Raw genomic sequence first — 20,625 nt, forward strand, 5'->3', positions numbered from 1 at the left:
CGTCAATTCCAGGGCAGCTTGTCAAGATCGACATTGCCGCCGGTGATGATGACGCCGACCCGCTTGCCGGCAAAAACGTCGCGGTTCTTCAGGATGGTGGCCAGCGGCACGGCGCTGCTGGGCTCCATCACGATCTTCATGCGCTTCCAGATCAGCTTCATCGCCTCGACGATCTCGGCATCCGAGGCGGTCAGGATGTCGGTGACATGGCGCTGCACGAAATGCCATGTCAGTTCCTTCAGCGGCACCTTCAGCCCGTCCGCCACCGTCTCCGGTGCGTCATCGGCGATGATATGACCGGCCTTGAAGCTGCGCATGGCATCATCGGCCTGCTCGGGTTCGGCGGCATAGATCTTCACGTTCGGTGCAAGGTTCGACAGCGTCAGGCAAGTCCCCGACACCATCCCGCCGCCACCGATCGGAGCGATCACGGCATCTAGGTCTTCAACCTGCTCGATCAGTTCGGCCGAACATGTGCCCTGCCCCGCGATCACCCGGGGATCGTTATAGGGATGGACGAATTCCGCCCCGGTCTCGGCCACGACCTCGGCGAACACCGCCTCGCGGCTGGAGGTGGACGGCTCGCATTCCACCACGCGCGCGCCATAGCCCCGGACTGCGTCCTTCTTGGCCTGCGGCGCGGTGCGCGGCATCACCACGGTGCAGGGAATCCCCCGCCGCCCGGCCGCATAGGACAGGCAGCTTCCGTGATTGCCGCTGGAATGGGTGGCAACCCCTCTCGCAGCCTGTTCGTCGGTCAGGCCGAATACCGCGTTCGATGCCCCGCGCGCCTTGAACGCCCCGGCCTTTTGCAGGTTCTCGCATTTGAAGAACAGCTCGGCCCCGGTCAGTTCGTTCAGCATGCGCGAGGTCAGAACCGGGGTCAAATGCACATGCCCGGCGATCCGTTCCCGCGCCGCCAGCATATCGTCCAGCGTTGGAATATACATGGTCTGATCCTTCATCATGCAGCCTTTTCGATGGCGGTGGCGCTTTGGCGGTAATGCTCCTGCGCGGCGGCGACGCCGCTGCCAAGCGTCACCGGCAGACCAAGATCGGCCATGACCATCTCGGCGGTGGCGATACCGGACAGCGCCATGACATCGGTCAGGCTGCCCAGATGGCCGATGCGGAACACCTTGCCCGCGACATCGCCCAGCCCGGTCCCGAAGGCGACGTCATAGGCTTCCAGCGCATGGCTGACGATCCTGTTGGCGTCGAAGCCTTCAGGCACCCGGATCGCGCTGACGCTGTCGGAATAAAGCTCGGGCCGGGTGGCGCAAAGCTGCAGCCCCCATGCCGAGACGGCCTTGCGGACGCCTTCGGCGATGCGGTGGTGACGGGCAAAGACATTCTCCAGCCCCTCTTCCAGCAGCATCTGGGTGGACAGGTTCAGCCCGTTCAGCAGCCCGACCGGAGGCGTATAGGGAAAGCCGTTCGCCGCATAGCCCTTGGCCATGTCGCGAATGTCAAAGAAGGTGCGCGGCAGTTTCGCCGTCTCGACCGCCGCCATTGCCCTGGGCGAAAAGCCGACGATCGCGAGGCCGGGCGGCAGCATGAAGCCTTTCTGCGAGCCGGTGACGGCGATATCGACGCCCCATTCGTCCATGCGGAAATCCATGCTCCCGATCGAGCTGACGCCGTCGACGAAAAGCAAGGCCGGATGCCCCGCCGCGTCCAGGGCGCGGCGGACGGCGGCGATATCGGATTTCACGCCCGTCGCGGTCTCGTTATGCGTGGCCAGCACGGCCTTGATCTCGTGTGCCTTGTCGGCGGTCAGGATTTCCTCGAAGCGATCGGCGGGAACGCCCTCGCCCCATTCCTGCATCACGACCTCGACATCCAGCCCGTGGCGCTGGCACATGTCGATCCAGCGGTGGCTGAACATGCCGTTGCGCGTGGCCAGAACCTTGTCGCCCGGCGACAGGGTGTTGGAAATTGCGGTCTCCCACCCGCCGGTGCCGGTCGAGGGAAAGACAAAGACCTGCCCCTCGGTGGTCTTCAGAACCTTCTTCACCCCTTCCAGCGCGGGATGAAGGATCTTGCCGAAAACCGGGCTGCGGTGATCGATCGTGGGCATGTCCACGGCCTTGCGCAATATCTCGGGGATATTGGTCGGGCCGGGTATGAAAACGGGATTCTGGCTTGTCATGGCACTCCTCCTGGCGAGTTATGGTTAATGTATCGCGCCTATTGCAATGCCGCAATTTTTCTGGAAAATATTTCCGATCAGCGGAAATTATCCATATTATAGCGCCTTTACAATCAGTTGAGATTTTCCACTTGCTCATGGTGATTTTCGCCGCAATGAAAAGGCATCATCAAGCGGAGGTAAATAATGGCCGAGCCGACTCGCCGCCGAGGCCGCCCGCGCAAGGACGCGCCCGAGACATCCGGCACCATCCAGGCACTGGACCGGGCACTGGATATACTGGATATGCTGGCGGCCAATCCCGGGCTGACGCTCAGCGAGGTTGCCGAGCAGATGGGACAATCGCCCTCGACCGTGCACCGGGTGCTGCATACGCTGGCAGCGCGTGGTGTCGCCGAAAGCGATCCGGCTACCCAGACATGGCATATCGGCCCCGCCACCTTCCGGCTCGGCTCGGCCTTCATGCGCCGCTCGGGCATCGTCGAGCGCGCCCGCCCCATCCTGCGCGCCCTGATGGAACATACCGGCGAGACCGCCAATCTGGGCATCCTCAACGGCGACGCGGTGCTGTTCGTCAGCCAGGCCGAGACGCATGAAACGATCCGCGCCTTCTTCCCGCCCGGCACCCGCTCGCCCCTGCACGCCTCGGGCATCGGCAAGGCATTGCTGGCCTTTGGCCGTCCGGAAACATTGCGGAGCCTGCTCGACAATTCCGAACTGTCGCGCTTCACCGACAAGACGCTGACCAGTTCCGAGGCGCTGCAAGAGGACATGACCCGAATCCGCGCCCGTGGCTTTTCCTTCGATGACGAGGAGCGCACCCGTGGCATGCGCTGCATTGCCGCCCCGGTCTTCGATTTGACCGGAGAGGCCATCGCGGGCATCTCGGTCAGTGGCCCGACGCATCGCATCGGCCACGAGCATGTGAAAACCCTCGGGGCGGCTGTCGCCTCCGCCGCCCAGGACCTGACACATGCCCTGGGTGGCTGAACTGCACGGCCTGTCCCCTGTCATACTTGTATCCGCTGCCTATCGGACAGGTTCCCGCATTCGCATGGCCATGCGCGCGGGCATTGACCAGCCCCACCAGCGCGCTATGGTCATTGAAAATGACAGGCATATCCAGATCCCATGACGGCGCTGACGGAATTCGAACGCCTGGAGGCGCAGGGCTCGTGGCGTGAGACGCCCGAGGCGCGGCTGCGCGAGGTAATCGTCTCGGTGGGCGAGGCAACGCTGACGCTTTCCGATCCGAAATCCGAACGCCCCCTGTCGCACTGGTCGCTCCCTGCCGTGATCCGTCTCAATCCCGGCAAGCAGCCCGCCGTCTACAGCCCGAATCCGGACGGGCCGGACGAGACGCTGGAGATCGACGACCCGCTGATGATCGAGGCGATCGAGCGTGTCCAGCGCGCCATCGCCTCGCGCCGGGCACATCCCGGACGGCTGCGAGGCGGGCTGACCCTGCTTGCGGCGCTGCTGATGGCTGCGGCAGCCGTGGTCTGGCTTCCCGACGCGCTGACCCGCCATGCCGCCAGGATCGCGCCTCCGGCACAGGCGCATGCCATCGGCAAGGCCATTCTGGCCGATATCACGCGCAGCACCGGCGCAGTTTGCGAGCGCAGTTCAGGACGGGCGGTGCTGGACTGGATATCCCCCAAGCTGATTGCCGACGAGGCGGAAATCCATGTCGTGCCGGCGCCCGTCAACGGTGCGCGCCGCCTGCCCGGACAGGTTTATGTGCTTGGCAACGACATGCTGCTGACCGCCCCCGGTCCCGAGGCTGCGGCCGGTCACCTGATCGCGGCGCAAATGGCCGTGCCGGATCGCGTGCTTCTGCTGGACGCATTGGAATATGCGGGCACCGGCGCGGTGCTGCAACTGCTGACGCTTGGCACCCTGCCCCAGGATGCGCTGCGCGGTTACGGCGAACAGCTTTTACGGCGCCCCGCCCCGGCGCCGCAGGATGAACGATTGCTGGAGGCCTTCGAGAGAAAGGGAATATCAAGCACCCCTTACGCCCGCTCTCTCGATCCCACGGGAACCTCGGTCATGGAGTTGATCGAGGCTGACCCCTTCCGCGACGCACCCCCTCCCCAGCCACTACTGAACGATCAGCAATGGCTGGCACTTCAGCAGATCTGTGCGGGATAGCACCTCGCCCGGCAACGAATACTCCGCCTGTTGACCGGTATCCCGGCTCTCCAGCCTGGGCGCAAAGCGTTGGGCAGGGATACGAATGCCCGATCCCGGCCCGCGCATGACGAAGCGTTCCTCCACCAGGTCATGCGGCCCGATCCTGTCCCGGCCGACAAGAAGTGATCCGGGCGGGCGATCAGGACATGCGGATGCAGCGATATCGCATCGACCGGCGGCTCACGCGGGGGCATCCCATGATGCGCAGGCCGAATCCCCCGCGCGCCAGTCCCTGGATGATATCGCCGCGATTGCCAATCTTCGGGGAAATCGTGATACCGGACATCTCGTGCCCTGGCGGCGCGACGATCTCGGGCGCAAAATACCTGCATGTCGTTACATCCTCAGCGTCAAATTGCCGCAGGCACCAGTGTTCAGCGCCTCCACCTCGGCAAGCGCCCGGGTTATCGCAACCTCGATCCGCTCATAGGCACGCAGCAAGACCCTGCCCTGCGGCATCAGCCCGCCGCTACCTCCTTCGCGGTCGACGACCGGAGATCCAATGTTTTCCTCCAGGTTTTTCAGCTGGATATGAATGGCAGGTGCCGTCAGCCCAACGGTCTTTACCGCCGCCGCAACCGTGCCGTGATCGGCCAGCATCCTGAGCGCGCGGAGTTGTTCCAGCATGATCCTGCCGAGCAAGGACGTAATTTTCTTTTACGGTCCAGGAACAATTTTAAAATTTCTTATCAGCCCCGAATGGAATAGCAAAGGGGCGCAACGGGCTTGAAAGGGGAGGTTCAGTCCTTGGCGCAGATCCAGCAGATGGCCGGACGGGCAATTCCCGCGCATCTTGAAAAGCCGGTCGCTGCGCTGTGCGATGTGACCTGCGACCTGCTCTCCCGCATCTTGATGGATGGGCTGGAAGGCAACCTTGCGGAAAGCGCCGGTTCAGACACCGGTGGCAATACGCAGCAACCTCTGGACCTGATCGCCGACAGGGATTTTCGCGCTGCCATGAACGGCACTGGCATCCGCTGGTATGCCTCGAAAGCGCGAAACAGAGTGGCCGAGGTCGAACCGGCGGGAAATCTTGCCATCGCCATAGACCCGTTGAACGGTTCCTCCGACCTGGATGTGAACGCCTCAATCGGCACGGTCTTCAGCATCCAACCCGCCGAAGACGATCCCGACGCCACCTTTCTGCGGGCAGGTCACCATATCGTGGCAGCGGGATATTTCATCCATGGGCCGCAAACCGTGTTGATGATCAGCCTTGGCGACGGGTTGCGCAAGTTCATCCTCGACCGCAAAGCCGGAATTTTCCGGGAAGTGCCGGTGTCCCCGCTTCCAGGTCAGTGCAAGACGGTGGAATTCGCCATTAACGCATCCAACTACCGGCACTGGTCGCAACCGGTCCGGGCCTATGTCGATGACTGCCTTGCAGGCATGGACGGTCCGCGCGGCAAGAGTTTCAACATGCGCTGGATCGCCTCGCCGGTTGCCGAAGCGCATCGGATCATCTTGCGCGGGGGGATTTTCCTTCATTCCGGCGATGCGCGGGACGGTCATGCCGAGGGACGATTGCGGCTGATCCACGAATGCGCACCGATCGCCTTTCTGGTCGAGCAATCCGGCGGCAAGGCGACCGATGGCATCAGCCGAATGCTGGAGCGTGTGCCGACGAGCCTGCATGCCCACACCCCCTTCGTCTTCGGCACGCCCGACAAGGTCGACCGCTTGGCCACCTGTCACGATCTTCCCGAACCGGAAGTTTCCGCGCTTTTCGGCAATCGCGGCCTGTTCCGCGCCTGATCCAAAGGAATAATCATGTCCCGGAAACACCCGATCATCTCGGTCACAGGCTCTTCCGGCGCGGGGACCACCACGGTCAAGGGCATCTTCGACCAGATCTTCCGCCGCGAGGGTATCAATGCCGTCAGCATCGAGGGCGACGCTTTCCATCGCTATGACCGCGCAGCGATGAAAGAGGAACTCGCCCGCCGGCAGGCCGCAGGTGACCAGACCTTCAGCCATTTCAGTTATGACGCCAACGAGCTGAAAAAGCTGGAAGAGGTGTTCCGCGTCTATGGCGAAACCGGCCGCGGCGAAACGCGCCACTACGTCCATGACGATGCCGAAGCTGCGAAATGGGGCACGCCCCCCGGCAAGTTCACCGATTGGGCACCATTCGAAGACAACTCGGATCTGCTGTTCTACGAGGGGCTGCATGGTGCGGTGGTCAACGACCAGGTCAACCTGGCCAAACTGGCCGATCTGAAGATCGGCGTGGTGCCGGTGATCAACCTGGAATGGATCCAGAAGATCCACCGCGACAAGGCCAGCCGGGGCTATTCCACCGAGGCCGTCACCGACACCATCCTACGCCGCATGCATGCCTATGCGCACTGCATCTGCCCGCAATTCACGCAGACCGATATCAATTTCCAGCGCGTGCCGGTGGTCGACACCTCGAACCCGTTCATCGCCCGCTGGATTCCGACACCGGACGAAAGCCTCGTCGTGATCCGGTTCCGCGACCCGAAGGGAATCGATTTCCCCTATCTGACAGCGATGATCCAGGGTTCCTGGATGAGCCGCGCCAATTCGATCGTCATTCCGGGGCCGCGGATGGACCTGGCCATGCAATTGATCCTGACGCCGATGATCCTGCGCCTCGTCAATGACGCCAGACGCGCCTGAATCCAACCACCGCTGCCGCGCAGCGCACAAGGATCGCCCTTTGATCCCCGTCTTCGATTTCGGCTGCTACATGGTTTCGCCAAAATTTGGCCCGGGCAAGATTGCCCGGGCCGCCGTCGTTCTGACACTGATTCTTTTTCCGGTACTTGCCGCAGCCCCGGTCACTCGGATGTCTGCAGAAGATCGGTGATACGCCGCACCGAAGCGCGCCGGTTCTCACGGATATCGCCTTCGGCCCGGACCTGCAGGAACTGCTCGCCATAGCCCTGCACGACAAGGTTTTCCGGCGGCACGTCGAAATATTCGCTCAGTGCCAGCGCCACCGATTCCGCGCGCCGATCAGACAGGGCGAGGTTCATGGCCGCATCTCCTACCGTGTCGGTATGCCCCTCGATCAGGAAGATCTCGCGCGGGTTCTCGCTGATCGCGCCCTGTATGACATTGCCGAGCGCCGAAAGTTGCTTGGCCTGATCCGACTTGATCGCCGCAGAGCCGGTTTCGAAGGTGATGGCATCGATATTGACCGGTGCCACCAATGCGCGCACCTCGGCGATATTGCGAATCTGGCCAAGGGTGAAGCGCCGGTCGATATCGGTTTCGCGCAGCAGCGCGGCCCGAAGCTCCTCCTCGTCCAGCGGACCTTCGCCGGTTTCTACCGGCTCGGCCGGAGCGGGCAGGCTGGCAATATCCACCGGCTCCACACCCGCGGTGTCATCGATAAGCTGTGTCGAGCTGCCATCGGCCGAAACCAGCGTACGGCGCAGGACGCGCAGATCGGCGTCGCGGATAGTCACCACCTGGCTGCCATCGGCGCGAGTCACCACCGTCCGCGAAGAACCGTCGTCGAAATTCTCTGTCGTGATGGTCGAGCCGGGCTGACGCAGCAGGGCGACTTCGTCCTTGATGACCTCCTGGCTGCCATCGGCACGCGTCACGACAACCCGGTCCGGCGTGCTGAGCGTGACTTCACGGTTATTGTTCAGCATCGAGCCGACAACGACCGCTCCCGCCCCCAGCAACAATGCCTTGGCCAGGTCATTGTTGTCGTCGTCCTCATCGGCATTGGCCGTCTGTTCCTGCCCATCCTGGCCAGTCACGCCGGACAATGCGTCCCGCAGGCTGGTCTCGAAGTCCTCCGAGGACGAACGGGAGTTTTCCTCTGTCACCTGCTGTTCGACAACCTCGCCCTCGCCGCTTTCCGCAGTCAGGGCAGCGGCGGTCGGAGCCTCGGTCGCTGCCGCGGCTTCCTTGGCGGCTTCCGTCTCGGCACCGCCTTCTTCGGCCAGCGCGTCCTCATGCGTGGACTCGGTGCTTTCGGAGGCCGCAGCGGCATCGCCGGTTTCAGCGGTCTCTCCCCCGGATTCCTCGGCGGCCTTTTCCTCTTCGGCCAAGGCATCGGCCAGCGCGTCCTCATCTGTGGACTCGGTGCTTTCGGAGGCCGCAGCGGCATCGCCGGTTTCAGCGGTCTCTTCCCCGGCTTCCTCGGCGGCCTTTTCCTCTTCGGCCAAGGCATCGGCCAGCGCGTCCTCGTCCGTGGACTCGGTGCTTTCGGAGGTCGCAGCGGCATCGCCGGTTTCAGCGGCCTCTCCCCCGGCTTCCTCGGCGGCCTGCTCCTCTTCGGCCAAGGCATCGGCCAGCGCGTCCTCCTCCGTGGACTCGGTGCTTTCGGAGGTCGCAGCGGCATCGCCGGTTTCAGCGGCCTCTCCCCCGGCTTCCTCGGTGGCCTGCTCCTCTTCGGCCAAGGCATCAGCCAGCGCGTCCTCCTCCGTGGACTCGGTGCTTTCGGAGGTCGCAGCGGCATCGCCGGTTTCAGCGGCCTCTCCCCCAGTTTCCTCGGCGGCCTTTTCCTCTTCGGCCAAGGCATCGGCCAGCGCGTCCTCGTCCGTGGACTCGGTGCTTTCGGAGGTCGCAGCGGTGCTGTCGGTCGGCGCTTCGGTTTCGGCCTCGACCGGTTCAGCAGCCTCAGCCTCGGCAGCCGCTTCGGTTTCGGCCTCGACCGGTTCCGCAGCCTCAGCCTCGGCAGCCGCTTCGGTTTCGGCCTCGGCAGCCGCTTCAGCTTCAGCTTCCGCCTCGGCTTCCGCTGCGGCTTCAGCTTCGGCTTCCGTTTGCTCTGCCGTTCCCGGCTCAACCGGCAATACGGTTTCCGTGTCGGCTTGTGCAATCACGTCAAACCCGGCCTGTTCCTGCCCGGCCTTCGACTGTTTCGCGGCACGCTCCAGCGCGACTCCATCGACAAGCGATGTTTCCGCCATCGCCAGATGGGGTGCCAAAAGCGACAGGCAGGCGGCAATAGCGGTGCTGTTATGGATGATCCGGCGCATCTGCATTCCTCACATGCTTCATTCCGTTCTGCGGCATTAACCGACAACGAGCCCGGCAGTTCCAGTTAGCCACATGACCCTTTCGTGAGGTCCCTCGAAACCGCAGTGACGGAATGCCGGGTTTCCTTCCGAGATTCCGGCATGGAAATCACCCGCCCTAGCCGACCCTCGAAACGAAAAAGGCGCCCCCGAAGAGGCGCCTTTCCGATTGGTCCGCGCTGGATCAGACCGAGTAGTAAAGCTGATACTCGACCGGGTGGGGCGTATGCTCATAGGCATAGACCTCTTCCCATTTCAGCGCCATGTAACCTTCCAGCTGATCGCGGGTGAAGACATCGCCCGCCAGCAGGAAGTCCATGTCTTTCTCCAGTTCTTCCAGCGCTTCGCGCAGGCTGCCGCAAACGGTCGGGATCTCGGCCAGTTCCTCGGGCGGCAGATCGTAGAGATCCTTGTCCGAGGCCGAACCCGGGTCGATCTTGTTCTTGATCCCGTCCAGCCCGGCCATCAGCAGGGCGGCAAAGCACAGATAGGGATTCGCAGCAGGATCGGGGAAGCGGGCCTCGACGCGCTTGGCCTTGGGGCTTTCCGTCCACGGGATCCGCACGCAGCCCGAGCGGTTCCGGGCCGAGTAGGCGCGCAGGACCGGCGCCTCGAAACCGGGGATCAGCCGCTTGTAGCTGTTGGTCGAGGGGTTGGTCAGCGCGTTCAGCGCCTTGGCATGCTTCAGGATGCCGCCGATGAAATACAGTGCCTCCTGGCTGAGATCGGCGTATTTGTCGCCTGCGAACAACGGCTTGCCGTCCTTCCAGATCGACATGTTGACATGCATCCCCGAACCGTTGTCGCCCTTCATGGGCTTGGGCATGAAGGTCGCCGACTTGCCATAGGCGGCAGCGACATTGTGGATGACATACTTGTATTTCTGCAGGTTGTCGGCCTGCTCGGTCAGCGAACCGAAGATCAGCCCCAACTCATGCTGCGCCGAGGCGACCTCGTGGTGGTGCTTGTCCACCTTCATGCCCATGCGCTTCATCGTGGACAGCATTTCACTGCGGATATCCTGCCCGGCATCGATCGGGTTGACCGGGAAATAGCCGCCCTTGTGACCGGCACGATGGGCCTGGTTGCCCATCTCGTATTCGCTGTCGGTGTTCCATGCCGCGTCCACGGCGTCGATCTCGTAGGCCACCTTCTGCGGCGTTACCGAGTAGCGCACATCGTCGAAGATGAAGAATTCCGCTTCCGGCCCGAAATAGGCGGCATCGCCGATGCCCGAGGATTTCAGGTAAGCCTCTGCCTTCACGGCGGTTCCGCGCGGGTCGCGGCTATAGGGCTCGCCCGTGTCCGGCTCGACGACATTGCAGTGCACGCAAAGCGTCTTTTCGGCATAGAACGGATCGATATAGACCGAGGCGGTGTCCGGGATCAGCTTCATATCGGACTGGTCGATCGACTTCCAGCCGGCGATCGAGCTGCCGTCGAACATGAAGCCTTCCTCGAAGAAATCCTCATCCACCAGATCCTTGTCCAGCGTCACATGCTGAAGCTTTCCCTTGGGATCGGTGAAGCGAACGTCGACATAAACGACGTCCTCGTCCTCGATCAGCTTCAATACCTCTTTGATTTGCATCTCTTCCCTTTCTTCGTAGATGCGGCCCGGCAACCTTCGCGGCCGGGCGCAGGAAACAGTCGTCGGTTATCCTTAAACCGCGTCGTCGCCGGTTTCCCCGGTGCGGATACGGATGGCCTGCTCGACCGGCGACACGAAAATCTTTCCGTCCCCGATCTTTTCGGTGCGCGCGGCCCCCACGATGGCATCGATGGCCGATTCGACCTGGTCGTCGGGCAGGACCATCTCGATCTTCACCTTGGGCAGGAAATCGACGACATATTCAGCGCCGCGATAAAGCTCCGTGTGACCCTTCTGGCGTCCGAAACCCTTGACTTCGGTGACCGACAGCCCCTGCACGCCCACTTCCTGCAGCGCTTCCTTCACGTCGTCCAGTTTGAACGGCTTGATGATCGCCTCGATCTTTTTCATCGCTATTGATCCTTCCTCGCGGCTTGCCTGAAGCCTGATTGGCGGGTTTCATGGCGCGGGTAAATGCGGCATGCCATGGATTGGGCAGCAGAAACCATGCTGTGGGCCTGCATGCCTATTTTTTAGGCTTGATGGCTATATTATAGGCAAGTGCGATGCTATATGGCAGTGAAATCCTGACCGCCGCCCAAATGCGCGCCATCGAATCCGAGGCGATGGACAGCGGCGAAGTCACCGGCCTGACCTTGATGGAACGAGCCGGTGCCGCCATCGCGGGACAGATTCGCCTGCGCTGGCCCAAGCCGGGGCAGGCGACCGTCCTGTGCGGTCCGGGCAATAATGGCGGCGACGGCTATGCCATCGCCCGGCTGCTGGCACAGGCGGGCTGGAGCCTGCGCGTCCTTGGGCTGGACAATACCCCCGGCGCAAATGCCGCGGAAATGAAGCGGCGCTGGCTGGAAACCGGCCCCATCGCTCCGCTGACCGAATCCGAACTGCACGATTCTCCTGCAAGCGATGTCTTTATCGACGCGATTTTCGGCACCGGTCTCACCCGCCCGCCCGAGGGACGGATCGCCGCAGTCCTGCACAAGCTGGGCCGGATGACCGGAGGCAGCAGCCGCGCATCCCTCGTGACCGTCGATTGCCCCTCGGGCCTGTGCATGGACAGCGGCAGATGGCTGGGTTCCGGCAATGGCGGCAAAGGAGCCGGCCCTGTCCCGCTGGAGGCCGCACTGACAGTCGCCTTCGACAGCCCCAAACCCGGGCATCTTCTGGATCAGGGGCCGGCCGCCTGCGGCAAGCTGGTCATCGCCGATATCGGGCTGCGCCGCTGGCGGGAAGATGGCCGCCCGCCCTCGCTCAGCGCCATCTGGCCGGAATTTCCGATCCCCGACAGGCGCATCTGCTCTATCCGTGAGCGGGCGCGCGCCGTCCTGGACAAGGGCATATCCGCAAAAGGCCCTGCCGGGCATAAATACAGCTACGGCCATGCGCTGATCGTGGCGGGTGCCTCCGGCCATGGTGGGGCGGCAAGGCTGACTGCCCGGGCCGCATTGCGCAGCGGCGCAGGGCTGGTAACGATCTGCCCGCCCCACCCTGCCCTGTCCGAGCATGCCGGATATCCCGACGCGCTGATGCGGCGCGGTCTGGACCATGCTGCGGGTCTGCAGGCGATACTGACGGACCCGCGTATATCCGCGCTTTGCATTGGGCCCGGCTGCGGCGTGGATCGCGCCGTCACCTTCCTGCCGGCCGTGCTGGAGCAGCCACGCCCCTGCGTGCTGGATGCCGATGCGCTCACGGCGCTGGCGCGATCCCCGGATTGGCCCAGGGCGCTTTCCGGCCATCACGTGCTGACACCCCATGGCGGAGAGTTCGCGCGCCTCTTTCCCGACCTTGCCGCAAAGCTGGGCGAAACATCGGCGCGCGGCCCGGCCTTTTCCCGTGTCGATGCCACACGCGAAGCTGCAAGGCGATGCGGCGCGGTGATCCTGCTGAAAGGCCCCGATACGGTGATCGCCGCACCGGATGGCCGGGCCTGTATCCATTCGGCCTTCGACGTGCCGTGGCTGGCGACAGCGGGATCAGGCGATGTTCTGGCCGGGCTGATTACCGGTTTTCTGGCACGCGGGCTTGCGCCGATGGAAGCCGCGGCATTCGGCGCATTCGTCCATGCCAGGGCCGCCCGCCGTTTCGGCCCCGGCCTGATCGCAGACGACCTGCCCGAGCAATTGCCGGGCGTATTCCGGGATCTTGGCCTTTAGCCGCCAGCAATCGGTCGCGGAATAGCGTCAGGCGAACTTGTTGTCGCGTGGAAAGCCCCGTGGTGCCATACGGCCCGCCCCGGCACGTTTGCCCAGCCACTCGCTCAGGTCGCTTTCGGTGCGCGTCTTGCCGCCATTCATCGGCCAACTCAGACCGTCAGCCAATGTCAGGCAGATCGCGTCCGACAGCCCGCCATCCTTGTATTTCTGCAACCGGACACCCTTGCCGCGTGCCATCTCGGGCAGTTCATCCAGCGGAAATACAAGCATTTTCCGGTTCTCGCCCACCACAGCGACATGATCGCCGCTGACCGGCCTGCACAACAGCGCCTCGCCATTCAGCACCTGCTTGCCGGTCTTGGTTTGCGCCAGGATATCGCCCGATTGCACCACGAATCCGTTGCCCTCTTTCGAGGCCACCAGGTATTTCTCGCCCTCGCGCCACGGAAAGACCGAGATCACCTCGGCCTCATTGGGCAGATCGACCATCAGCCGCAGCGGCTCCCCCATCCCGCGGCCTCCGGGCAAGCCATTGGCGGGCAAGGTATAAAACCGCCCGTTCGAGGCAAAGACCATCAGCTTGTCGGTGGTCTCGGCATGCAGCGCGAGGCCCGGCCCGTCGCCGTCCTTGAACTTCAGCTCGGCATCCAGAGGCTGATGCCCTTTCATCGCCCGGATCCAGCCCATCTTCGAAAGGATGATGGTCAGCGGCTCGCGTTCGATCATCGCGTCCATGTCGATCGGCGCGACATCCTCGGCCTCGCTGATCTGGGTGCGGCGCAGCCCCTCCGGCGTTGATTTTCCAAAGAGGTTCCGCACCTCTTTCAACTGGTCCGCGATCCGCGCCCATTGCACGGCCTCGTCGGCCAGCATCGCCTCCAGCCCCTTGCGCTCTTCCAGAAGGTTGTCGCGCTCGGCCCGCAACTCGATTTCTTCCAGCTTGCGCAGGGCGCGCAGGCGCATGTTCAGGATCGCCTCGACCTGCACATCGGTCAGGCCGAACTCGGCCATCATGATCTTCTTGGGCTCGTCCTCGTTGCGGATGATCTCGATCACCCGGTCGAGGTTCAGATAGGCGACCAGATAGCCTTCCAGCACCTCCAGCCGCGCGGCGATCTTTTCCAGCCGGAAATTCGCCCGCCGGAGCAGCACCTCGCGGCGATGATCCAGAAAGGCCCGCAGAACCTCCTTGAGACTGCAGACTTTCGGCACCCGCCCGTCGATCAGCACGTTCATGTTCAGGCTGAAGCGGACCTCCAGGTCACTGACCTTGTACAGCGCCGCCATCAGCTGATCCGGGTTCACGCTGCGCGATTTCGGCTCCAGCACGATGCGGATATCCTCGGCGGATTCGTCGCGCACATCGGCAAGGATCGGGATCCTGCGGGTCTGGATCAATTCGGCAAGCCGTTCGATCAGCTTGGATTTCTGCACCTGATAGGGAATCTCGGTGACCACGACCTGCCATTGGCCACGGCCCAGATCCTCCTGCTCCCATCTGGCGCGAACGCGAAACGCCCCGCGCCCGGTGCGATAGGTCTCGGCAATCGATTCGCGGCTTTCGACGATTACCCCGCCGGTGGGAAAATCCGGTCCCTGTATGATCCCGGCCAGCGTGTCGTCGCGCGCCTCGGGCGTCTTGATCAGGTGCAGGCAGGCGTCGATCACCTCGTGCAGGTTATGCGGCGGGATATTCGTCGCCATCCCCACCGCGATTCCCGAAGCACCATTGGCCAGCAGGTTCGGAAATGCCGAGGGCAGCACCACGGGTTCCGTCAGGGTGCCGTCGTAATTGGGGCGAAAATCGACCGAATCCTCGGCCAGCCCGTCCATCAGCGCCTCTGACGCCATCGCCAGCCGCGCCTCGGTATAACGCGCGGCGGCGGGATTATCGCCGTCGATATTGCCGAAATTGCCCTGCCCGTCGACCAGCGGGTAGCGCATGGCGAAATCCTGCGCCAGGCGCGCCATGGCATCATAGATCGCCGCGTCGCCATGCGGGTGGTAATTGCCCATCACGTCGCCGGTGATCTTGGCAGATTTGCGGAAAGCGCCATTCGGAGCCAGCCGCAATTCGCGCATCGCGTAAAGGATGCGGCGATGCACCGGCTTGAGCCCGTCGCGGGCATCCGGCAAGGCGCGGTTCATGATCGTGGACAGCGCATAGGTCAGGTAGCGCTCGCCGATGGCGCGGCTGAGCGGCTCGGCCTGAGTGTTCTGTTCGGGGTCGATGGGCAGATCGTCTGACATGTCGCATTGGATAGGCGTCCGCGCGCCGACGGTCCAGATGAAAATCATCCCGGCGGCGACCGATCATTCCCCGGCCCGCCCGCTTGGGTGGTTAACGTGGCGTGGTTCTTTCGGCGGGAACATCCTGCGTCGTCGTGGCGTTGGAACCGCAAATACGGTAAATGGCCCGAAAGGCCGGCAAGGGACGATGGCAGCGGAATGACAAGATTGACGTTTTTACTGGCAGCTACCCTGGCAGCCATTTTCATCGTGCTCTCGACCTTCGGTAGCGGCAATCTGCGGGCGGAAAGGCAGCAACCGCCACACCGGCAAGAGACAACGCAGGAACAACCGTCCGAAGCTCCGCCCGACCCACCCGCCGATCCTTCAAACGCTCCCGCCGAACAATCCGAAATACCCGAATCGAGCGGCGCGGATGGCGAACCACCCGCCGATCTGGTTCAGGCCACCGGGCAAACCCCCGAGCGCGTGCAGGAATTTCCCGGCCCCGAACTGCAGCCATCCCCCGAATATGCGGACGAGGTGCCAGAACCCGCCGCGTTACCCGACGACACCCAAGGTCCGATCCTCTATGTCACCGGCACCAGGGTGAACTTCCGCTCCGGTCCTTCCACCGATGACCGGGTGATCGGCGCATTGGATGGCGGCACGGCGGTCGAAGCCCTTGGCCCCACCGGCGATGACTGGGTGCATATCCGCGATACGGATGGGCGCATCGGCTACATGTCCGGGCAATTCCTGTCTCCCGATGCCCCCTGACGGCATGACGAAGCGGGTTCTCATCACCGGCTGTTCCTCGGGCATCGGCCTTGATGCGGCAAGACGGATGCAGGCCGAGGGATGGCAGGTTGTCGCCACCTGCCGCCAGGACGAGGATATCGCCGCCCGCCGGGCCGAGGGAATGCAGTGCCACCACCTCGAACTTGCCGATCCCGGCAGCGTGGCGGAACTGGCAGAGCGGGTGTTGGCGGATGGCCCCCTGCACGCCTTGGTCAACAATGCCGCCTTCGCCCTGCCCGGCGCGGTCGAGGACATGCCGCGCGGCGCCCTGCGCGCGATTTTCGAGGCCAATCTCTTCGGCACCCATGATCTGACAGTCCGGCTGATCCCGCATTTCCGACAGCATGGCGGGCGGATCGTCAATATCAGCTCGGTCCTCGGACTGGTGGGCATCCCGTGGCGCGGCCCCTATGTGGCCACCAAGTTCGCACTGGAAGGGCTGACCGACGTGCTGCGGCTGGAAATGCGCGGAACCGGCGTCGGGGTGGTGCTGATCGAGCCCGGCCCGATCACCAGCAGGATTCGCGAAAACGCCATTCCGCATTTCGAGCGATGGGTGAACTGGCAGGACAGCGCAAGGGCACAGGAGTATCGCGCCAGCCTGCTGAGGCGGCTCTATGAACCAAGCGGCAAGGACCGGTTCGAACTGCCGCCCTCTGCCGTCAGCGACCGGATCCTGCTCGCGCTGACGGCGGCCAATCCCGCCCCGCGCTATTATGTCACGGCACCGACATGGATTTCCGGGATCGGCCGCAGGCTTTTGCCCACCCGCGCACTGGACTGGTTCGCCCGCCGCAGCTAGGCTTGCCCGCGAAAGGCGGTTCCCATGCAAGACAAGCCCCTCTTCTTTCTCGTCATCCTCGCGGGGCTGGTGGTTCTGGCCATCCTGGCAACCGGGATCGGCGGCTTCGCCCGTGGCGGCGAGTTCAACCGCAAGCACGGCAACCGGATGATGCGCTGGCGGATCATCGCGCAGGCGGTCGCCATCGCATTGATCATGCTGTTTATCTGGATGAGGTCTTCCTGATGGTCGTTCTGAACAGGATCTATACCCGCACCGGCGACAAGGGCGACACGGCGCTGTCGGATGGCAGCCGCGTGGCCAAGCATGACCGCCGTGTCGATGCCTATGGCACCGTGGACGAACTGAATGCGACGCTCGGGCTGTGCCGCCTTCATGCCTCGGACAAGCTGGCGGAAAGGCTGTCGGTGATCCAGAACGATCTGTTCGACCTGGGCGCCGACCTGGCGCGCCCGAACCTGGATGCCGATGATCAGGCAGGCTATCCGGTCCTGCGAATCGTCCAGTCGCAAGTCGAGCGGCTGGAGCGCGAGATCGACGAGATGAACACCGATCTGCAGCCCTTGCGCAGTTTCATCCTGCCCGGTGGCACGGTGCTGGCCGCGCATCTGCACCTGTCACGGACCGTCGCCCGCCGGGCCGAGCGCTGCGCAACCGCGCTGGCAGAGGGAGGCGATGTCAATGGCGCGGCGATCCGCTATCTCAACCGCTTATCCGACTGGCTCTTCGTGGCCGCGCGTCTGGCGAATGGCGGCGGCACCGAGGATATCCTCTGGGTTCCGGGCGCCAGCCGTTAGCGGATGACAGCCGCAAACGTCGCGTCGAAAGGCGTTTTTATGCTGTAAATCCCCAAAATCTGTCGATAACACTGCCCCTCGACAGAAGACGCAAATAAGGGAGAGAGGCCGATGAAGGTTCTCGTGCCGGTCAAGCGGGTGATTGACTACAACGTGAAAGCCCGTGTGAAAGCGGACGGATCGGGTGTCGATCTGGCGAATGTGAAGATGTCGATGAACCCGTTCGACGAGATCGCGGTGGAAGAGGCGATCCGCCTGAAGGAAAAGGGCGTGGCCGAAGAGGTCGTCGCCGTGTCCATCGGCGTCAAGCAGGCGGCCGAGACACTGCGCACCGCGCTTGCCATGGGCGCCGACCGCGCCATCCTTGTGGTCGCCGCCGATGACGTGCACCAGGATATCGAGCCGCTGGCCGTCGCCAAGATCCTCAAGGCCGTGATCGACGAGGAACAGCCCAAGCTGGTCATCGCCGGCAAGCAGGCCATCGACAACGACATGAACGCCACCGGCCAGATGCTCTCGGCGCTGCTGGGCTGGTCCCAGGCCACCTTCGCCTCCAAGATCGAGATCGAGGGCGAGGCGGCGAAGGTCACGCGTGAAGTCGACGGCGGCTTGCAGACCATCGAGGTCAGGCTGCCGGCGATCGTCACCGCCGACCTGCGCCTGAACGAGCCGCGCTATGCCTCGCTGCCCAATATCATGAAGGCCAAGAAGAAGCCGCTGGATGAAAAGACGGCGGCGGATTACGGCGTCGACGTAAGCCCGCGCCTCGAAATCACCGGCACGCGCGAGCCCGAGGGCCGCAAGGCCGGCATCAAGGTCGGCTCGGTCGACGAGCTGGTTGCGAAACTGAAAGAAGCGGGGGTCGTGTAATGGCTGTTCTGTTGCTTGGAGAAGTCACCGGGGGTGAACTCAGCGTCGATGCCACCTCGAAGGCCGTGGCCGCGGTCAAGGCGCTTGGCGAGGTGACGGTGCTCTGCGCCGGGGCCTCCGCCAGGGATGCCGCGCAGGAAGCGGCAAAGATCGACGGCGTATCGAAGGTGCTGGTTGCCGAGGATGCACGCTACGGCCACCGCCTGGCCGAGCCCACGGCGGCACTGCTGGTCAGCCTCGCGGGCGATTACGAGCATATCGTCGCCCCTGCGACCACCGATGCCAAGAACATCATGCCGCGCGTGGCCGCACTGCTGGATGCGATGATCATCTCGGATGTCTCCGGCATCATCGATGCCGAGACCTTCGAGCGCCCGGTCTATGCCGGTAACGCCATCCAGACGGTGAAATCGAAGGACGCCAAAAAGGTTCTGACCGTGCGTACCGCCAGCTTTGACGCGGCAGGCGAAGGCGGCCCGGCGCCCATCGAGGAAGTCGCACCGGCCGACGATCCCGCCCTGTCGAAATGGGTTGCCGACGAGGTCGCCGAAAGCGACCGCCCCGAGCTGACCTCGGCAGGCCGGGTGGTCTCGGGTGGCCGCGGTGTCGGCTCCAAGGAGGATTTCGCGATCATCGAGAAGCTGGCCGACAAGCTGGGCGCCGCCGTCGGCGCCAGCCGCGCCGCCGTCGATTCGGGCTATGCCCCGAATGACTGGCAGGTCGGCCAGACCGGCAAGGTCGTCGCGCCCGAGCTTTACGTGGCCGTCGGCATCTCCGGCGCGATCCAGCATCTCGCGGGGATGAAGGACTCCAAGGTCATCGTCGCGATCAACAAGGACGAGGAGGCCCCGATCTTCCAGATCGCCGATTACGGCCTCGTCGGAGACCTGTTCAGCGTCGTCCCGGAACTGACCGAAAAGCTGTAGCAGCTTCTTCTTTGTGAAAATACCTCGGGGGAGCCGCGCGATGCGCGGCGGGGGCAGAGCCCCTTTCCCCGGCAAACCCTCACCGCCTCCGGCCATCCCGGAGGCGGTTTTGCATTGCGACAGGAAACCGCTCCCCCTATCGTCGCGGCGATCAGACAAGAGAGGCGGACATGGCGATTCAAAAGGTAGGCGTGATCGGAGCGGGGCAGATGGGCAACGGGATCGCCCATGTCTTTGCGCTGGCGGGCTATGACGTATTGCTCAACGACATCAGTCAGGATGCGCTGGACAAGGCCATCGCGCTGATCGACCGCAACCTGGAACGGCAGGTCAGCCGCGAAAAGATCAGCGCCGAGGACAAGAAGGCCGCGATGGGGCGGATTTCGACCACGCTGACCCTGACCGATCTTGGCCAGACCGACCTGGTGATCGAGGCCGCGACCGAGCGCGAAACGGTCAAGCAAGCGATCTTCGAGGATCTCGTCCCGCATCTGAAGCCCGACACGATCCTGACCTCGAACACCTCGTCGATCTCGATCACCCGGCTGGCCAGCCGCACCGACCGGCCCGAGAAATTCATGGGTTTCCATTTCATGAACCCGGTCCCGGTCATGCAACTGGTCGAACTGATCCGCGGCATTGCCACCGATGAGGCAACCTACAAGACGCTGCACGAGGTCGTCGGCAAGCTGGGCAAGACCGCGGCCTCAGCCGAGGATTTCCCGGCCTTCATCGTGAACCGGATCCTGATGCCGATGATCAACGAGGCGGTCTATACGCTCTATGAGGGCGTGGGGAACGTCAAATCGATCGACGAATCGCTGAAACTGGGCGCCAATCACCCGATGGGGCCGCTGGAACTGGCCGATTTCATCGGGCTCGACACCTGCCTTGCGATCATGAACGTGCTGCATGACGGGCTCGCGGACACGAAATACCGCCCCTGCCCGCTTTTGACCAAATATGTCGAGGCGGGCTGGCTGGGCCGCAAGACCGGCCGCGGCTTTTACGATTATCGCGGAGAAAGCCCCGTTCCGACGCGTTAACTTTTTGGATGAAATCCTGCCGGGAATCTGTCATT

At 63.5% G+C, this 20,625-nt stretch carries 19 protein-coding genes; 12 read left to right on the forward strand and 7 right to left on the reverse strand.

All coding sequences use genetic code 11. From position 1 onward, the window contains the following. Window positions 1-2: 2 nt before the first annotated feature. Together bhcB and bhcA are read right to left on the reverse strand one after the other, a co-directional pair. Window positions 3-965: a beta-hydroxyaspartate dehydratase BhcB gene (bhcB, locus tag C9E81_RS06165; protein WP_122111433.1), complete on the reverse strand. Its 963-nt coding sequence runs from the start codon at window positions 963-965 to the stop codon at window positions 3-5. Further along, window positions 965-2,152, reverse strand: a complete 1,188-nt coding sequence (gene bhcA / locus C9E81_RS06170; protein WP_122111434.1) for an L-aspartate--glyoxylate aminotransferase BhcA — start codon at window positions 2,150-2,152, stop codon at window positions 965-967. The genes bhcB and bhcA overlap by 1 nt, the downstream gene beginning before the upstream one ends. Before the next feature lie 186 nt (window positions 2,153-2,338). Here bhcA and bhcR point away from each other — a divergent pair, with 186 nt between their 5' ends. After that, window positions 2,339-3,142 (forward strand): HTH-type transcriptional regulator BhcR, encoded by an 804-nt coding sequence (gene bhcR, locus C9E81_RS06175; RefSeq protein ID WP_122111435.1) that lies wholly within the window; start codon window positions 2,339-2,341, stop codon window positions 3,140-3,142. 141 nt (window positions 3,143-3,283) lie between these two features. Continuing rightward, window positions 3,284-4,306 (forward strand): hypothetical protein, encoded by a 1,023-nt coding sequence (locus C9E81_RS06180; RefSeq protein WP_122111436.1) that lies wholly within the window; start codon window positions 3,284-3,286, stop codon window positions 4,304-4,306. 378 nt (window positions 4,307-4,684) lie between these two features. On the opposite strand, the gene C9E81_RS06185 is transcribed toward C9E81_RS06180, so the two are convergent. After that, the gene (locus C9E81_RS06185; RefSeq protein ID WP_122111437.1) at window positions 4,685-4,975 is read right to left on the reverse strand and encodes a LysR family transcriptional regulator; all 291 of its coding nucleotides are present in this window, start codon (window positions 4,973-4,975) and stop codon (window positions 4,685-4,687) included. Between the two features lie 138 nt (window positions 4,976-5,113). Here C9E81_RS06185 and C9E81_RS06190 point away from each other — a divergent pair, with 138 nt between their 5' ends. After that, a complete protein-coding gene (locus C9E81_RS06190; protein WP_122111825.1) occupies window positions 5,114-6,103 on the forward strand; it encodes a class 1 fructose-bisphosphatase in 990 nt (329 codons plus the stop codon). A gap of 15 nt (window positions 6,104-6,118) precedes the next feature. Then, window positions 6,119-6,991, forward strand: coding sequence for a phosphoribulokinase (locus C9E81_RS06195; RefSeq protein ID WP_122111438.1), 873 nt, complete (start codon window positions 6,119-6,121; stop codon window positions 6,989-6,991). A gap of 161 nt (window positions 6,992-7,152) precedes the next feature. Here the strand turns inward: C9E81_RS06195 and C9E81_RS06200 are convergent, their stop codons facing one another. The 3 genes from C9E81_RS06200 to C9E81_RS06210 all read right to left on the reverse strand — a co-directional run bounded on the left by C9E81_RS06200 (window position 7,153) and on the right by C9E81_RS06210 (window position 11,353). Then, the gene (locus tag C9E81_RS06200) at window positions 7,153-9,312 is read right to left on the reverse strand and encodes an OmpA family protein (protein ID WP_166461831.1); all 2,160 of its coding nucleotides are present in this window, start codon (window positions 9,310-9,312) and stop codon (window positions 7,153-7,155) included. 223 nt (window positions 9,313-9,535) lie between these two features. Beyond that, a complete protein-coding gene (glnA, locus tag C9E81_RS06205) occupies window positions 9,536-10,942 on the reverse strand; it encodes a type I glutamate--ammonia ligase (RefSeq protein WP_122111440.1) in 1,407 nt (468 codons plus the stop codon). 72 nt (window positions 10,943-11,014) lie between these two features. Beyond that, the gene (locus C9E81_RS06210; protein WP_122111441.1) at window positions 11,015-11,353 is read right to left on the reverse strand and encodes a P-II family nitrogen regulator; all 339 of its coding nucleotides are present in this window, start codon (window positions 11,351-11,353) and stop codon (window positions 11,015-11,017) included. Between the two features lie 155 nt (window positions 11,354-11,508). On the opposite strand from C9E81_RS06210, the gene C9E81_RS06215 reads away from it, so the two are divergent. Continuing rightward, window positions 11,509-13,119, forward strand: coding sequence for an NAD(P)H-hydrate dehydratase (locus C9E81_RS06215; protein WP_122111442.1), 1,611 nt, complete (start codon window positions 11,509-11,511; stop codon window positions 13,117-13,119). Between the two features lie 27 nt (window positions 13,120-13,146). Here C9E81_RS06215 and parC read toward each other — a convergent pair whose 3' ends face one another. Continuing rightward, window positions 13,147-15,369, reverse strand: coding sequence for a DNA topoisomerase IV subunit A (parC, locus tag C9E81_RS06220; RefSeq protein ID WP_122111826.1), 2,223 nt, complete (start codon window positions 15,367-15,369; stop codon window positions 13,147-13,149). A gap of 198 nt (window positions 15,370-15,567) precedes the next feature. Here parC and C9E81_RS06225 point away from each other — a divergent pair, with 198 nt between their 5' ends. The 7 genes from C9E81_RS06225 (at window position 15,568) to C9E81_RS06255 (ending at window position 20,590) form a co-directional block, all read left to right on the forward strand. Further along, window positions 15,568-16,128, forward strand: coding sequence for an SH3 domain-containing protein (locus C9E81_RS06225; protein WP_122111443.1), 561 nt, complete (start codon window positions 15,568-15,570; stop codon window positions 16,126-16,128). Window positions 16,129-16,132: 4 nt separating this feature from the next. Further along, window positions 16,133-16,951: an SDR family NAD(P)-dependent oxidoreductase gene (locus C9E81_RS06230; RefSeq protein WP_122111827.1), complete on the forward strand. Its 819-nt coding sequence runs from the start codon at window positions 16,133-16,135 to the stop codon at window positions 16,949-16,951. Window positions 16,952-16,975: 24 nt separating this feature from the next. Further along, window positions 16,976-17,176, forward strand: coding sequence for a twin transmembrane helix small protein (locus C9E81_RS06235; protein ID WP_122111444.1), 201 nt, complete (start codon window positions 16,976-16,978; stop codon window positions 17,174-17,176). Next, the gene (locus tag C9E81_RS06240) at window positions 17,176-17,748 is read left to right on the forward strand and encodes a cob(I)yrinic acid a,c-diamide adenosyltransferase (RefSeq protein ID WP_122111445.1); all 573 of its coding nucleotides are present in this window, start codon (window positions 17,176-17,178) and stop codon (window positions 17,746-17,748) included. The genes C9E81_RS06235 and C9E81_RS06240 overlap by 1 nt, the downstream gene beginning before the upstream one ends. A 111-nt stretch (window positions 17,749-17,859) precedes the next feature. Continuing rightward, on the forward strand, window positions 17,860-18,618 hold the full coding sequence (locus C9E81_RS06245) for an electron transfer flavoprotein subunit beta/FixA family protein (RefSeq protein ID WP_122111446.1): 759 nt from the start codon (window positions 17,860-17,862) through the stop codon (window positions 18,616-18,618). Further along, entirely contained in the window at window positions 18,618-19,544 is a 927-nt protein-coding gene (locus tag C9E81_RS06250) for an electron transfer flavoprotein subunit alpha/FixB family protein (protein WP_122111447.1), read from the forward strand. Before C9E81_RS06245 ends, C9E81_RS06250 begins: the two co-directional genes overlap by 1 nt. 170 nt (window positions 19,545-19,714) lie before the next feature. Next, the gene (locus C9E81_RS06255) at window positions 19,715-20,590 is read left to right on the forward strand and encodes a 3-hydroxybutyryl-CoA dehydrogenase (RefSeq protein WP_122111448.1); all 876 of its coding nucleotides are present in this window, start codon (window positions 19,715-19,717) and stop codon (window positions 20,588-20,590) included. The last annotated feature ends 35 nt before the right edge of the window (window positions 20,591-20,625 follow it).

Source organism: Paracoccus alkanivorans, assembly GCF_003697785.1.
Taxonomy (GTDB): Bacteria; Pseudomonadota; Alphaproteobacteria; order Rhodobacterales; family Rhodobacteraceae; genus Paracoccus; species Paracoccus alkanivorans.